General features: G+C 70.2%; 13 protein-coding genes and 2 tRNA genes. 10 read left to right on the forward strand and 5 right to left on the reverse strand.

What is annotated here, in order from left to right; genetic code table 11:
* Positions 1–61: 61 nt before the first annotated feature.
* On the reverse strand, positions 62–385 hold the full coding sequence (locus tag ACIPKM_RS13670; protein WP_402736924.1) for a hypothetical protein: 324 nt from the start codon (positions 383–385) through the stop codon (positions 62–64).
* A gap of 106 nt (positions 386–491) precedes the next feature.
* Complete coding sequence (locus ACIPKM_RS13675) at positions 492–1,523, reverse strand: LacI family DNA-binding transcriptional regulator (protein WP_402736925.1); 1,032 nt, start codon at positions 1,521–1,523, stop codon at positions 492–494.
* A 111-nt stretch (positions 1,524–1,634) separates the two neighbouring features.
* Here ACIPKM_RS13675 and ACIPKM_RS13680 point away from each other — a divergent pair, with 111 nt between their 5' ends.
* The 7 genes from ACIPKM_RS13680 to ACIPKM_RS13710 all read left to right on the forward strand — a co-directional run bounded on the left by ACIPKM_RS13680 (position 1,635) and on the right by ACIPKM_RS13710 (position 10,676).
* Positions 1,635–2,930, forward strand: coding sequence for an ABC transporter substrate-binding protein (locus ACIPKM_RS13680; RefSeq protein WP_402736926.1), 1,296 nt, complete (start codon positions 1,635–1,637; stop codon positions 2,928–2,930).
* Positions 2,930–3,808, forward strand: coding sequence for a carbohydrate ABC transporter permease (locus ACIPKM_RS13685; RefSeq protein ID WP_070416584.1), 879 nt, complete (start codon positions 2,930–2,932; stop codon positions 3,806–3,808). Before ACIPKM_RS13680 ends, ACIPKM_RS13685 begins: the two co-directional genes overlap by 1 nt.
* Positions 3,805–4,782 carry a carbohydrate ABC transporter permease gene (locus ACIPKM_RS13690; RefSeq protein WP_402736927.1) on the forward strand — a complete coding sequence of 326 codons (978 nt, stop codon included), beginning with the start codon at positions 3,805–3,807 and terminating at the stop codon, positions 4,780–4,782. Before ACIPKM_RS13685 ends, ACIPKM_RS13690 begins: the two co-directional genes overlap by 4 nt.
* Entirely contained in the window at positions 4,782–6,167 is a 1,386-nt protein-coding gene (locus ACIPKM_RS13695; protein WP_402736928.1) for a glycosyl hydrolase, read from the forward strand. Before ACIPKM_RS13690 ends, ACIPKM_RS13695 begins: the two co-directional genes overlap by 1 nt.
* Positions 6,168–6,223: 56 nt before the next feature.
* Complete coding sequence (locus ACIPKM_RS13700) at positions 6,224–9,223, forward strand: alpha-mannosidase (protein ID WP_402736929.1); 3,000 nt, start codon at positions 6,224–6,226, stop codon at positions 9,221–9,223.
* A 28-nt stretch (positions 9,224–9,251) separates the two neighbouring features.
* Complete coding sequence (locus ACIPKM_RS13705; protein WP_402736930.1) at positions 9,252–10,166, forward strand: endo-beta-N-acetylglucosaminidase H; 915 nt, start codon at positions 9,252–9,254, stop codon at positions 10,164–10,166.
* 219 nt (positions 10,167–10,385) lie between these two features.
* Positions 10,386–10,676 (forward strand): DUF1905 domain-containing protein, encoded by a 291-nt coding sequence (locus tag ACIPKM_RS13710; RefSeq protein WP_402736931.1) that lies wholly within the window; start codon positions 10,386–10,388, stop codon positions 10,674–10,676.
* Positions 10,677–10,706: 30 nt separating this feature from the next.
* Here the strand turns inward: ACIPKM_RS13710 and ACIPKM_RS13715 are convergent, their stop codons facing one another.
* From ACIPKM_RS13715 to ACIPKM_RS13725, 3 genes are all read right to left on the reverse strand, one after another.
* Positions 10,707–10,943 carry a hypothetical protein gene (locus ACIPKM_RS13715; protein WP_402736932.1) on the reverse strand — a complete coding sequence of 79 codons (237 nt, stop codon included), beginning with the start codon at positions 10,941–10,943 and terminating at the stop codon, positions 10,707–10,709.
* Entirely contained in the window at positions 10,940–11,530 is a 591-nt protein-coding gene (locus ACIPKM_RS13720) for an ArsR/SmtB family transcription factor (RefSeq protein ID WP_402736933.1), read from the reverse strand. Before ACIPKM_RS13720 ends, ACIPKM_RS13715 begins: the two co-directional genes overlap by 4 nt.
* Before the next feature lie 112 nt (positions 11,531–11,642).
* Positions 11,643–11,716, reverse strand: a tRNA-Gly gene (locus ACIPKM_RS13725).
* Positions 11,717–11,770: 54 nt separating this feature from the next.
* On the opposite strand from ACIPKM_RS13725, the gene ACIPKM_RS13730 reads away from it, so the two are divergent.
* The 3 genes from ACIPKM_RS13730 (at position 11,771) to tig (ending at position 13,576) form a co-directional block, all read left to right on the forward strand.
* The gene (locus ACIPKM_RS13730) at positions 11,771–12,097 is read left to right on the forward strand and encodes a hypothetical protein (RefSeq protein WP_139199163.1); all 327 of its coding nucleotides are present in this window, start codon (positions 11,771–11,773) and stop codon (positions 12,095–12,097) included.
* A gap of 58 nt (positions 12,098–12,155) precedes the next feature.
* Positions 12,156–12,232: transfer RNA gene (locus ACIPKM_RS13735), tRNA-Pro, on the forward strand.
* 36 nt (positions 12,233–12,268) lie between these two features.
* Positions 12,269–13,576 carry a trigger factor gene (gene tig / locus ACIPKM_RS13740; RefSeq protein WP_402736934.1) on the forward strand — a complete coding sequence of 436 codons (1,308 nt, stop codon included), beginning with the start codon at positions 12,269–12,271 and terminating at the stop codon, positions 13,574–13,576.
* Positions 13,577–13,730: the final 154 nt, after the last annotated feature.

Raw genomic sequence — 13,730 nt, forward strand, 5'->3', positions numbered from 1 at the left:
GATCAGTGAGTTACTTGCTGTACCGGTGTTCCGTAAACGATCCTCGCGATGTCGGGGGAAGTCAACGTGGTGCGTTCTGCGGACTGCGCCGCGCCGCGTCGGCACGCAGGGTGCGGTGCTTCACCGCGGACCGCCACACCCACGCGTTCGCCTGCTGCCCGAACTGCGCCCACTCGACGAGGACAGCGTCGCGGGTCCAGCTCTTCGCGAAGGCCTTCACGCGGACGTGGAACGTGGGGAATTGGATCCACGCCCAGACCGGCACGGGGGTGACGGCGTGGCAGGCGTCCGGACCGCGGGCGTCCTCGGAGAGGGAGTAGGCGCGCGGACGCTCGACCTCCGGGTGTTCCGGGGGCTGCCACCGGTTCTCGCGACGCCGTCCCACGAGAGTATTCGAACGTGTGTTCGAACCGGCGTCAAGTCGGCCGCGCTGCCCGTGCGCACGAGGCGCCCGAGATCGGCGTGTCGACGGGGCCGGCGGGGCGGAGGGGTTAGGGGCGCACGCGGCCGGTCGACTCGCGCACGCTGAGCGTCAGCGACGGCCCCGGGCGCGACGGCAGCGGCGAGCCGGCGTCGATCTGCTCGCGCAGGAGCGTCGCCGCCCGCTGCCCGAGCTCGACCGTGTCACGCGTGAGCGAGGTGATCGACGGCCGCACGAGCCGGACCATCGCCGAGTCGTCGAACGACACGATCGAGACGTCACCCGGCACGCGCACGCCCATCTCGCTCGCCACGCCCAGCCCGGCGACCGCGAGCACGTCGTTGTCGTACACGATCGCGGTGGGGCGGACGCTCCGCGAGAGCAGGGCCCTGGTCGCGCTCGCCCCGGCCTCGGCGGAGTAGTCGGTCGGGATCGACACGGCGTCCTCGAGCCCCTCGGCCGCGGTGAATTCGCGGAGGCGGTCGATCCGCATCGCCGTGTGCTCGAACTCCGGTCGTCCGGCCACGTGCGCGATCCGCCGGTGTCCGAGCGCGTGCAGGTACCGCAGCACGGTGTCGGTCGCGTCGGAGTCGTCGATCCAGACCGTCGGCGCCGCGGGCTCGGCCGAGGGGTGCGACCCGACGACGACGGTGGGCATCCCGAGCTCGGTGAGCAGCGTGAGCCGGTCGTCGTCGCGGCGGGGGTCGATCACGATCACGCCGTCGACCCGGTGTCCGCGCCACCAGTCCCGGTAGGTCTGGAGCTCCTCGGCGGCGTCCCGCGCGACGAGGAGGTTCATGCCGACGTGACTGCCGGCCAGCCCGAGCTGGATCCCCGAGATGAGGTCGCCGAAGAACGACTCGGTGCCGAGCGTCCGGGCCGGCCGGTTCAGCACGAAGCCGATCGACCCGGCCTTCGCACCACCCAGGGCGCGTGCGGCGGTGTGCGGCTGCCAGTCGAGTTCGCGGGCGATGGCCTGCACCCGCGCTCGGGTCTCGTCGGACACGCCGGGGCGGTCGTTGAGCGCGAACGAGACCGCGCTGATGGACACGCCGGCTCGTGCGGCGATGTCGGCGATCGTCGTGCGACGGTTCTGGGCCACGGGGTTGACTATAACGCTTTAGTCGGAAATCATCGCTCCATTCACACGGATCGGTGACGGGGACTGAACCGGTTCAGCACGACGCGCACCACGACGAAGGAGTCACGAGCGATGAAGAACACCACACGCAGGACGACGGGACGCGCCCTCGCGATCCTCGCCGGAGCGGCCGTCACGGCCCTCGCGCTGACCGCCTGCTCGAGCGGCAGCAGCGCCGGCAGCGGCGGCGGGAGCGGCAAGGTCGACGGATCGATCACCCTGCAGACCTGGGCGCTGACCCCGACCTACACGGACTACCTCAACGGCGTGATCAAGGACTTCGAGGCGAAGTACCCGGACGCGAAGGTGAAGCTCGTCGACCAGCCCGGCGACGGCTACGCCGACAAGGTCCTCAGCCAGGCGTCGTCGAACTCCCTGCCCGACGTGATCAACCTGCCGCCGGACATCGCCCTGCCCCTCGCCAAGCGCGGCTTCCTGCAGGACGTCGCGAAGGACGACTCGAAGCTCTCGAGCACCTACGTCGAGGGCGCGCTCGCCGCGTACAACTACAAGGGCGTCGACGGCACCTTCGGCTACCCGTGGTACCTCAACACGGACGTCGACTACTGGAACAAGACGATGTTCGAGCAGTGCGGCCTCGACCCGGCCAACCCGCCGAAGACGACGGACGAGCTCTTCGCGCAGGCCGAGACCATGCACCAGAAGTGCCCGGACGACTACCTGATGAGCCGCAAGCCCGGCCTGTCGGACTTCTCGCTCGCCGGCGTCAAGATCATCAACGACCAGGGCACGAAGTTCACCTTCGCGAACTCGTCGAAGGCGGCCGATCTCATCGCGAAGTACGCGAAGGCCTACAAGGAGGGCCTGATGCCCTCGTCCGTCCTGAACACCGACTACCTCGGCAACTCCACCCTGTTCACGCAGGGCAAGGTCGCCTGGACCACCGGTGGCGCCACCGCGATCAGCGACTTCGAGAAGAACAACCCGTCGCTCAAGGGCAACATCGTCGTGTCGTCGGCCCTCGACAACCCGCCGCTCTACGTGCAGGGCCTCAGCGTCAGCGCGAAGAGCAAGCACATCGCCACGGCCGAGGCGCTCGCCGCCTTCATGACGAACGCGAAGAACCAGGAGGCCTTCGCGCACCTGGTCAACATCTTCCCGTCGACCACCTCGTCGCAGTCCGACCCGTACTTCTCGAAGGACGACGGCACCGTCGAGGCCAAGGCCCGCGTGCTCGCCAACGACGCCCTGAAGACGGCGAAGAACCTCAACCCGGTCGAGGCGAACTCGGCGATGACCGACTTCCTCGACCAGCAGATCGCGCTGGCGATGAAGGGCGGCACGACGCCCGAAAAGGCGCTGCAGACCGCGCAGACCAAGATGAACAGCCTGCTGGCGAACAGCTGATGCGCGCCAACCGCTGGTTCACGCCCTGGCTGCTCGTCCTGCCGGCGCTCGTCTGGTTGCTCGCGTTCAGTCTCTGGCCGTCGATCAACACCGTCCGGCTGTCGTTCACGAACGCCAGCCCGCTCGGGGGCGTGAGCCAGTGGGTGGGCCTCAAGAACTTCGAGACGCTGCTCGCCGACCCGCAGGTGTGGGAGGCGCTCCTCAACAGCGTCATCTACATGGCGGTGTGCCTGCCGCTGCTGACGGTGCTCCCCCTGCTCATGGCGGTGCTCGTCGAGCGGAAGCTCCCCGGCATCGCGTTCTTCCGGACCGCGTACTACACGCCGGTGATCGCCAGCGCCGTCGTCGTCGGGCTCATCTGGAACTGGATCCTCGACGACCGCGGGGTCATCAACGAGATGGCGCAGTCCCTCGGGATCGTGCAGAGCTCCATCCCGTTCCTCACCGACCGGTGGCTGCTCGTCTTCAGCGCGATCAGCCTGACGGTCTGGAAGGGCCTCGGGTACTACATGATCATCTTCCTGGCGGCCCTCGGGAACGTCGGCAAGGACCTGCACGAAGCCGCGGCCCTCGACGGCGCCGGCTCCGTCCGCCGGTTCTGGTCCGTGACCATGCCCGGCGTCCGGGGGACCATGACCCTCGTCGGCATCCTCGTGTGCGTGAGCGCGCTCCGGGTGTTCAGCGAGCTCTACATCCTCACCAACGGCACCGGCGGACCGGGCGGGCAGGACAACTCGCTCGTCATGCTCATCCAGCAGTACGCCCGCGGCTTCACCGGCAACCTCGGCTACGCGTCCGCCCTGAGCCTCCTGCTCTTCGTCGTGACGCTCATCCCGATGCTCGCCCTCGCCCGGATGAACAGCAAGGCGGACAAGTGACCAACACGACCTCGACCACCGAACCCGTCCTCGGGGGCGCCGCCGGCGCGGCCGCACCCGCGCCGGACGTGACCGGCGCGACCGACGGGAGCCGCGCCTCCCGGCCGAACGGACGCAACGGACGCAAGCGGCGCCGCGCCGCGTGGGGCGTCATGTCCACCCGCGAGAAGGTGCTCCGCTACGTCCTGCTCGTCGTGGTCCTCTTCATCACGATCGGGCCGTTCCTCTGGCAGCTGTCGACCTCGCTCAAGGGCACGGGGGAGGACATCTACACGGCGAACCCGTCCTTCATCCCGACGCAGCCGACCTTCGGCAACTACCTGCGGGTGGGCGAGGCGATCCCCGTGTTCGGGTACATCGGCAACTCCCTCGTCGTCGCCGCGATCGACGTGCTCGGCAACATCGTGTTCGCGACCCTCGCGGGCTTCGCGCTCGCCCGGCTGCAGTGGCGCTTCCGCAAGGCCGTGCTCGGGCTCTTCCTGGCCACCCTGGTGCTCCCGGGCGAGGCGACGATCATCTCCCAGTTCGTCACCGTGAAGGACCTCGGCCTCGCCGACTCCCTCGTCGGCGTCGCCCTGCCCGGCATGATCGCGGCGCTCAACGTCCTGCTCATGTTCAACGCGTTCCGGCAGATCCCCGAGGAGATCGACCAAGCAGCCGTGATGGACGGCGCGAACGCCCTGCAGCGGCTCCGGTACATCTCGCTGCCCGCCGTGCAGGGGACCATCGCCGTCATCGCGATCTTCTCGTTCATCGGCGCGTGGGACGACTTCCTCTGGCCGCTCATCGTGCTGCAGTCGCCGGACAAGCTGACGCTGACCGTCGGGCTGCAGTACCTGCAGGGCACGTTCGCGACCGACCAGCGCATGATCGCGGCCGGCACGATGATCGCGTTCATCCCGATCGCGGTGATCTTCGCGATCCTGCAGCGGTTCTTCTTCAAGGGCGTCGAAGAGGGCGGGGTGAAGGGCTGATGCGCTTCGGCGTCAACCACACCCCCTCGGTCGGCTGGTTCCACTCGTGGCTCGACTTCTCGCCGTCGGACACGGCGCGGGACATGGAGCAGATCGCGTCGCTCGGCGCGGACCACGTGCGGATCTTCCCGCTCTGGCCGGTCGTGCAGCCGAACCGGACGCTCATCCGGCAGTCGGCGCTCCGGGACGTCGCGACGGTCGTCGACATCGCGGGCTCGTTCGGGCTCGACGTCAACGTCGACGCGCTGCAGGGGCACCTGTCGAGCTTCGACTTCGTGCCCTCGTGGCTCGAGAGCTGGCACCGCCGGAACATGTTCACCGACCCGGACGTGGTCGCGTCGACGGCGGCCTACGTCGAGGCGCTCGCCGCGTCCGTCGCCGACAAGCCGAACCTGCTCGGGATCACCATCGGCAACGAGGTGAACCAGTTCGCGCACGCGCCGCACCCGACGCCGCACGACATCACGGCGGAGCAGGGGCACGCGTGGGCGGCAGCGATGGTCGCAGCGGCGCGGGCGGGGCTGTCGAGTCCGGTCGGCCTGGAGGCGCGGCTCGGCTCGGTACCGCCCGCCCGCCCCGGCACCGGGTCGCGTCCACGGCCCCTGGTCACCGTCGCGCAGTACGACGCGGCCTGGTACGACGACGCCCAGCCGTTCGGCCCCGAACACGCGGCCGACCACGGCGACGCGACCGTCACGCACTCGTGGGTGTTCAACGGCTCGGCGACCCTGCACGGCGCACTCGGGGCCGGCTCGGTCCGCCACGGCGAGTACCTGCTGCAGCTCGCGAGCGCGTGGAACCGCGACCCGGAGCGCCCGAACTGGCTGCAGGAGGTGGGCGCCCCGACGAACGTGGTCGACCCCGCCGACGCCGCCGCGTTCACCGAGCAGACGATCCGGCACGTGCTCGACGCGCAGCACGTGCTCGGCGTCACGTGGTGGTGCTCGCACGACGTCTCGCGGTCGCTCGCGGACTTCCCGGAGCTCGAGTACGACCTCGGCCTCTTCACGAACGACGGTCGGCTGAAGCCGGCGGGGGAGGCCTTCGCCGCCCTCGCCCGCGAGCACGGAACCCGGGGCCGGGCCGACACGACCGGTGCCGTGTCCGGGCCGCCGGCCACCGCACTCGTGCTGGACGACGTGCTCGCGGACGGCGCCGAACGTGGCGGGCTCCGGGCCGACTGCGCGCCGGGAGGCCGGTTCGCCGCCGCCTGGCTCGACCTCGCCTCGACGGCCCCGGACGGACGCGGCCCCCAGGTGGTCCTGCGTTCGCGGGTCGACGACCACGCGCTGCTCGCCGCCCGGGGCATCACCCGGTGCGTCGACGTCCCCGAGGACACCGCCACCGAGCTCCTGTCGGTGGCCCACCCGGCCACGATGGCCTGAGCCGCACACCCCGCACACCCGCACGTCCAGCACCACCGCACGACAGGAAGGTCCCCATGCACGACGACATCCCCCTCACCACCGGCCGGGCGCGACGCGTCCTCGACGAACGCATCCTGCCGGCGGTGCACGCCACCGCGACGCCGCTCGAGACCGCGTGGCACGAGCTGCCGGGGGAGCCGATCCCGCCCGCGGCCGGGCTCGCGCTCGAGTTCACGCCGTACGAGGTGGGCACGACGTGGGGTGCAGCATGGGGGACGACGTGGTTCCGGCTGACCGGGACCGTGCCGGACGAGTGGGCCGGCCGCCGTGTGGAGGCCGTCGTCGACCTCGGCTTCGACAAGAACATGCCGGGGTTCCAGTGCGAGGGACTCGTCTACCGCGCGGACGGCACGCCCGTGAAGTCGATCAACCCCCGGAACCAGTGGGTGCTCGTCGCGGAGGAGGCCGTCGGCGGCGAGACCGTCGAGCTCTTCGTCGAGGCGGCGTCGAACCCCGTCCTGCTCGACTACCACCCCTTCCTCCCGACGCAGGAGGGCGACGTCCAGACCTCGTCGTCGACGCGCCTCTACACGAGTCGCCGGATGGACCTCGCCGTCTTCGAGTCCGAGGTGCACGAACTCGCGCTCGACATCGACGTCCTGCTCGAACTGCAGGCCGAGCTCCCGGAGGGGCCGCGGCGGATGCGGATCCTGCAGGCGCTCGACGACGCCCTCGACCGGCTCGACCTGCAGCACATCGCCGCGACCGCCCCCGAGGCCCGAGCGGCCCTCGCGGACGTCCTCGCCGCGCCCGCCGAGGCCTCCGCCCACACGATCTCCGCCGTCGGGCACGCGCACATCGACTCCGCCTGGCTCTGGCCGGTCCGCGAGACGATCCGCAAGGTCGCCCGCACCACCTCGACGATGACCGAGCTCATCGACCAGACCGACGACTTCCTGTACGGCATGTCGAGTGCGCAGCAGTACGCGTGGATCAAGGAGCACCGGCCCGAGGTCTACGCCCGGGTCAAGGCCGCCGTCGCGGCCGGACGCTTCCTGCCGATCGGCGGCATGTGGGTCGAGTCCGACACCGTGATGCCGACGGGCGAGAGCATCGTCCGCCAGTTCTCGCAGGGGCAGCGGTTCTTCGAGCGCGAGTTCGGGATCCGGCCGAAGGGGGTCTGGCTGCCGGACAGCTTCGGGTACTCCCCGGCCCTGCCGCAGCTCATGCGTCGCGCGGGCTTCGAGTGGTTCTTCACGCAGAAGATCTCGTGGAACCAGGTGAACAAGTTCCCGCACCACACCTTCCTCTGGGAGGGCATCGACGGGTCGCGGGTGTTCTCGCACTTCCCGTCGATGGACACGTACAACTCGCGGCTGTCCGGCAGCGAGGTCGCGAAGGCCTCCCGGCAGTTCCGCGAGAACCGGCTCGCCTCGGGGTCGATCGCGCCGGTCGGCTGGGGCGACGGCGGCGGTGGCACGACCCGCGAGATGACCGGCACGGCGAAGCGCCTCGCCGACCTCGAGGGGAGCGCGAAGGTCCGCTGGGAGCACCCGGACACGTTCTTCGACCGGGCGAAGTCCGAACTGCCCGACCCGCCGGTGTGGGTGGGGGAGCTCTACCTCGAGCTGCACCGTGCGACCCTGACCAGCCAGCACGGCACGAAGCAGGGCAACCGCCGCTCCGAGCAGCTCCTCATCGAGGCCGAGCTCTGGGCCACGACCGCCGCGGCCCGGACCGAGTTCGAGTACCCGTACGACGAGCTCGACGCGCTCTGGCAGCAGGTCCTGCTCCAGCAGTTCCACGACATCCTGCCGGGGACCTCGATCGCGTGGGTGCACCGCGAAGCGGTCGCGAAGTACGCCGAGACGGACCGCGCCCTGACCGCGATCATCGACCAGGCGCTGTCGGCGCTCGCCGGTACCGGGGACGCGGCCGTCGTCGTGAACCCGGCCCCGTTCCTCCAGGCCGGCGCACCCGCGCAGGGCGCGGTCCTGGCGACCGACGTGCCGGAGCCGACCGCCGTGGCACTGACCGAGGAGGACGGCGGGTACGTGCTCGCCAACGACCTCGTCCGGGTCGTCGTCGACGCGCAGGGGCTCGTGACGAGCGCCGTCGACCGGGCGACCGGGCGTGAGGCGATCGCTCCGGGGCAGGCGGCGAACCTGCTGCAGCTGCACCAGGACTTCCCGAACATGTGGGACGCGTGGGACGTCGACCGGTACTACCGGAACCGGGTCGAGGACCTCGTGTCGGTCACCGGGCTGCACGGTTCGGTCGACGCGGACGGTGTCGCGCGCGTCGTCGTCGAGCGGGCGTTCGGCGACTCGACGGTCCGGCAGGAGCTCGTGCTCGCGCCGGACTCCCGCACCCTCGAGTTCGACCAGACGACCGACTGGCACGAGACCGAGAAGTTCCTCAAGGTCGCGTTCCCGCTCGACGTCCGCGCCGAGCACACCGTCGCCGAGACGCAGTTCGGGGCGCAGAAGCGGGTGACGCACACGAACACCTCGTGGGAGGCCGCGAAGTTCGAGACCTCGATGCACCGCTACGTGCTCGTGTCCGAGCCGGGCTTCGGCGTCGCCCTCGTGAACGACTCGATCCACGGGTTCGACACCACGCGCGACGCCGTCGACGGGCACGTGACCACCACCGTGCGGCTCTCGCTGCTGCGGGCACCGCGGTTCCCCGACCCCGAGACCGACCAGGGCGTGCAGACGCACCGGTACGGGATCGTCATCGGCACCGACCAGCTCGGGGCGACGGCGGCCGGCGTGGTCATGAACGCCGCTGCACGGGTGACCACCGGTGGGCACGGGTTCGACCCGCTCGTGCAGGTCTCCGGGGACGTCGTGCTGTCGAGCGTCAAGCTCGCCGACGACCGGTCCGGCGACCTGGTCGTGCGGGTGTACGAGCCGTCCGGGCAGCGGGGGACCGGCGGGCTCGTGGTCGACGGCCCGTTCGGTGCGGGGGCGGAGGTCACCTTGCTCGAGGAGCCGCTGACCCGGACGGACGCGACCACGTTCGCCGTCGACGCCTACGAGGTCCGCACCTTCCGCTTCCCACACAACTGAACGACCGACCCATTCAAGGAGGAATGTGATGAAGAAGACGATCAAGTTCGGCATCGTGGCGGCCATCGCCGCGATGGTGGCGGCACCACTCGTGCCGTCCGCGGCTTCGGCTGACCCGGCGCGAGCGACCGCGTCTGCGACCAGCGCGACGAAGTCCGGGCCCACGAGCATCGCGTACGTCGAGGTCAACAACGACCAGCTCGCGAACGTCGGCCGCTACCAGCTGGCGAACGGGGCGAACACGTTCGACGTGGCGATCATCTTCGCCGCGAACATCAACTGGAACGGCTCGAAGGCCGTCCTGTACAACAACGACAAGGTGCAGGCGACGCTCGACGCCGCGGCGACGCAGATCAAGCCGCTGCAGGCCAAGGGCATCAAGGTCTCGCTGTCGATCCTCGGCAACCACCAGGGCGCCGGGATCGCCAACTTCCCGACCCAGGCAGCCGCCGCGGACTTCGCGTCCCAGGTCACCGCCACGGTCACGAAGTACGGCCTCGACGGGGTCGACCTCGACGACGAGTACTCCGACTACGGCACGAACGGCACGCCGCAGCCGAACCAGCAGTCGATCGGCTGGCTCATCACCGCGCTCCGTGCCCAGATGCCCGGCAAGCTCATCTCGTTCTACGACATCGGCCCGGCGTCCTCGTCGCTCTCGTCGTCGAGCAGCACCATCGGCTCGAAGCTCGACTACGCCTGGAACCCGTACTACGGCACCTACTCGGCGCCGTCGATCCCGGGGCTCGGGAAGGCGAAGCTGTCCGCCGCCGCGGTCGACATCCAGAACACGGCGCAGTCCACCGCGGTGTCGCTCGCACAGCGCACGAAGGCCGACGGCTACGGCGTCTTCATGACGTACAACCTGCCGGACGGTGACGTCTCGTCGTACGTGTCGTCGATGACGCAGGTGCTCTACGGGCAGGCCGCGACGTACCACTGACGTCGCGTCCGGTGCGGCGGCTCGCGCCCCGCGTCTCCTCGGCAGGGTCCAGGAGGCGCGGGGCGCGTCCGTCCCGTCCCTCGCCTCCCGTCGCTGGAGCAGGATGCGCGCGTGCGCGTTGACCGTCCTGGTTCGCGGAACCCGGGGATCGTGAACCGGAACGGTCACGAACGCGGCCGAACCCGCCCGTCCGCGTGCGGCGCGCCGTACGATCGCGACGTGGAGCTCCAGTTCAGCGGCGAGATCATCGAGTGGCGCGGTCCGGCGCCGTTCTTCTACGCCGTCGTGCCTCCGGATGCCGCCGAGGTGATCCACGACCTCGCTCCGATGCTCACCTACGGCTGGGGCGTGATCCCCGCCCGCGTGACGATCGGGTCGGTGACCTGGACGACCTCGCTCTTCCCGAAGGACGGCGGGTACCTCGTGCCCCTCCGGGCCGCGGAACGTCGCCGCGCGGGTGTCGAGCTGGGCGACGAACCGGCGATCACCCTCGAGCTCGCAGGTCCCTGAGGTCCGCGGACGGTGGTCGTGCCGGCCGGGTCACCAGCGCCGACGGAGCTCGGCCGCGACCAGGTCGGTCGTCGTGCTCGTGATCGCCGGGGCCTGCCCACCGAGCGCGCGACGGAGAGCGCGTTCGCGGGCCGTGACGGCTCGGAGGGCACGGCGTTCGGCGTGCCGGAGGCTCCAGCGGACGAGCGCGGTGCCGAGTCGGTTGGTCAGGACCTCGACCGGCGAGATCGGCGGGACCGGGAGTGTGCGGGGCTGGTAGGTGGTCACGGTGTCGGCTCCTCGTCGATGATCGGGACGCTGCGGACCTGGGCGAACACGCGACGGACGCCCTCGGGCAGATCGGCCGCCTGCCCCCGGATGGCGCGGTACCGCTCGATGACGGCCTCGAACTCCCGCCACATCGCGCCGTACTCGTCGGGAGTGAGCGCGACGTAGGTCGACGACCCCGAGACGCCACGCCAGTCGGCCGGGACGGTGTCGGGGTCACGGGTGGTCCACTCGCGCACCAGGTCGTTCTCGGCGTCCATCACGGCGAGGCTCGCGAGCTGCGTCGCCGTCTGCTGCGCGGGGGAGGCCGGGCCCTCGTCGGGGCTGCCGATGCTGATCCGACCGGCGGTGCGTTCCCACCAGCGCTCGCGGGCATTGCCGCGGTCGGGGAGCTCGTGGACGAACCCGTGGCGCTCGAGCTGCCGGAGGTGGTAGCTCGTCGAGCCGCTCGACTCGCCCAGCTTCGCGCCGAGCGACGTCGCGGTCGAGGGGCCGTTCTGGGAGAGCAGGTCGAGCAGGCGCGCCCGGAGCGGGTGCGCCAGTGCCTTGAGGGCGGCGACTTCGAGGATGCGGGTCTCGTCGGTCATGGCTCGACCGTACACCGCAAAGAAATGTTTGCAAACAGTTCGTTGCAAACACTTCCTTGTATTCGGTTCACCGCACACCGATCGACGGCCCGGAAGGGCCGAGAGCGAGGAGTGGAGGGGATGACGGGAATCGAACCCGCGTGGCCAGTTTGGAAGACTGGGGCTCTACCATTGAGCTACATCCCCGCGCCTGCGCACCAGGCGCAGCCCGACCATCGTAGCGGACGAACGAGCACCGACATGTCACCACGTACCGTGTCGTCCCGGGTCGTGCTCCCGCCGAGCGACCGGGACGCCCGGCGGATCAAGCGCTCGCGCGTGCTCTCCTACGTGTTGGTCGTCCTCGCCGCGATCGTCCTCTCGTTGCGGCCGGAGCTGTTCGGGGACCCGCAGACCCAGCCCGCGCATGCGCTCTTGCACGCGTGGCGCATCGTCGCCGGCATCCTGCTCGCGGTGGCCGCGCTCGGCGTGCAGGTCGTCGTCGGCGTGCGGTGGCGGACGGACCTGCGACGCGCCGCCGACGACGGCTCCGAACCTGCCGGGAACCGCGCGCCCGGGGACCGCTAGACTCATCGGCGTCGCATGCGCCCTTCCGGCGTGCGCGGACACCCCTGGCCCAGTCAAACGGGGCGTAGCTCAGCTTGGTAGAGCGCCCGCTTTGGGAGCGGGAGGTCGCAGGTTCAAATCCTGTCGCCCCGACCAGGACCACACGAACGTCAACCAACAGGAGAACATCCCTTGGCCACCAGCACCGTCGACAAGGTGAGCGACACCCGCGTCAAGCTCACCGTGAACGTGACGCCGGAAGATCTCAAGCCGAGCATCGACCACGCGTACAAGCACATCGCCGAGCAGATCAACATCCCCGGCTTCCGCAAGGGCAAGGTCCCGCCGGCGATCGTCGACCAGCGCGTCGGCCGCGGCGAGGTCCTGAACCACGCCGTCGGCGACGCCATCGACAACTTCTACCGCCAGGCGGTGGAGGAGCAGGAGCTGCGCATCCTCGGTCGTGCCGAGGCCGACGTCGCCGAGCTCCCGAACGTCAAGGACTTCACGGGCGACCTCGTCCTCACCTTCGAGGTGGACGTCCGTCCCGAGTTCGACCTGCCGGAGTACGACAAGTACGAGCTCACCGTCGACGCGGTCGAGGTCTCGGCCGACGAGATCGAAGAGGAGCTGCAGAACCTGCGCACCCGCTTCGGCACGCTCGTCACGGTCGACCGCCCGGCGACGACGGGTGACTTCGCCCAGATCGACCTCACCGCCACCATCGGCGACGACGAGGTCGACTCGGCCACCGGCGTCTCCTACGAGATCGGCTCCGGCGACCTGCTCGAGGGCATCGACGAGGCGCTCGAGTCCCTCACCGCCGGCGAGTCCACCACCTTCGAGTCGAAGCTCGTCGGTGGCGACCGCGAAGGCGAGATCGCCCAGATCGCCGTGACCGTCACCGCCGTCAAGGAGCGCGAGCTCCCCGAGGCCGACGACGAGTTCGCGCAGATCGCCAGCCAGTTCGACACGATCGACGAGCTCAAGGCGGACCTCAAGGAGCAGATCGCGAAGTCCAAGACCTTCGGTCAGGGCGCGGCGGCTCGCGACAAGCTCGTCGAGAAGCTCATCGAGGACGTCAACATCCCGATCTCGGAGCAGCTCATCGAGGACGAGGTGCACCGCCACCTCGAGCAGGAGAACCGCCTCGAGGACGACGAGCACCGCAAGGAGGTCTCCGAGTCCAGCGAGAAGGCCTTCCGCTCGCAGATCCTCCTCGACTCGATCGCCGAGAAGGAAGAGATCCAGGTCTCGCAGGAAGAGCTCACGCAGTACCTCATCCAGGCCGCTGCGCAGTACGGCATGGAGCCGGGCGAGTTCATCAAGGTCATCGACCAGAACGGGCAGATCCCGGGCATGGTCGGCGAGGTCGCGCGCTCCAAGGCCGTCGCGACCGTCCTCTCCAAGGTGACCGTCAAGGACACCAACGGTGACGACGTCGACCTCTCCGCCTTCACGGCGGGGGTCGCGCAGACGCCTGCGGAGGACGCCGAGTAACGATCTCGACGCCACCAGCACGACGGACGGGAGGCGGGGGGGGCCCCGGGGCCCCCCCCCCCCGGCCCGGGGGGGGGGGGGGGGGGGGCCCCCGCGCCCCCCCCCCCCCCCCCCCGGCCCCCCCCCCCCCCACCCCCCCCAGCCCCGGGAGCCC

The organism is Curtobacterium sp. NPDC086286 (genome assembly GCF_044746255.1).
In the GTDB taxonomy this organism is placed as follows: Bacteria; Actinomycetota; Actinomycetes; order Actinomycetales; family Microbacteriaceae; genus Curtobacterium.

What these genes read in the sequence shown, in the direction of transcription:
- ACIPKM_RS13695 (WP_402736928.1), top strand. Translation starts at nt 4,782, where the DNA reads ATGCGCTTCGGCGTCAACCACACCCCCTCGGTCGGCTGGTTCCACTCG.
- ACIPKM_RS13685 (WP_070416584.1), top strand. Translation starts at nt 2,930, where the DNA reads ATGCGCGCCAACCGCTGGTTCACGCCCTGGCTGCTCGTCCTGCCGGCG.
- ACIPKM_RS13720 (WP_402736933.1), bottom strand. Translation starts at nt 11,530, where the DNA reads ATGACCGACGAGACCCGCATCCTCGAAGTCGCCGCCCTCAAGGCACTG.
- ACIPKM_RS13680 (WP_402736926.1), top strand. Translation starts at nt 1,635, where the DNA reads ATGAAGAACACCACACGCAGGACGACGGGACGCGCCCTCGCGATCCTC.
- ACIPKM_RS13730 (WP_139199163.1), top strand. Translation starts at nt 11,771, where the DNA reads ATGTCACCACGTACCGTGTCGTCCCGGGTCGTGCTCCCGCCGAGCGAC.
- ACIPKM_RS13705 (WP_402736930.1), top strand. Translation starts at nt 9,252, where the DNA reads ATGAAGAAGACGATCAAGTTCGGCATCGTGGCGGCCATCGCCGCGATG.
- ACIPKM_RS13700 (WP_402736929.1), top strand. Translation starts at nt 6,224, where the DNA reads ATGCACGACGACATCCCCCTCACCACCGGCCGGGCGCGACGCGTCCTC.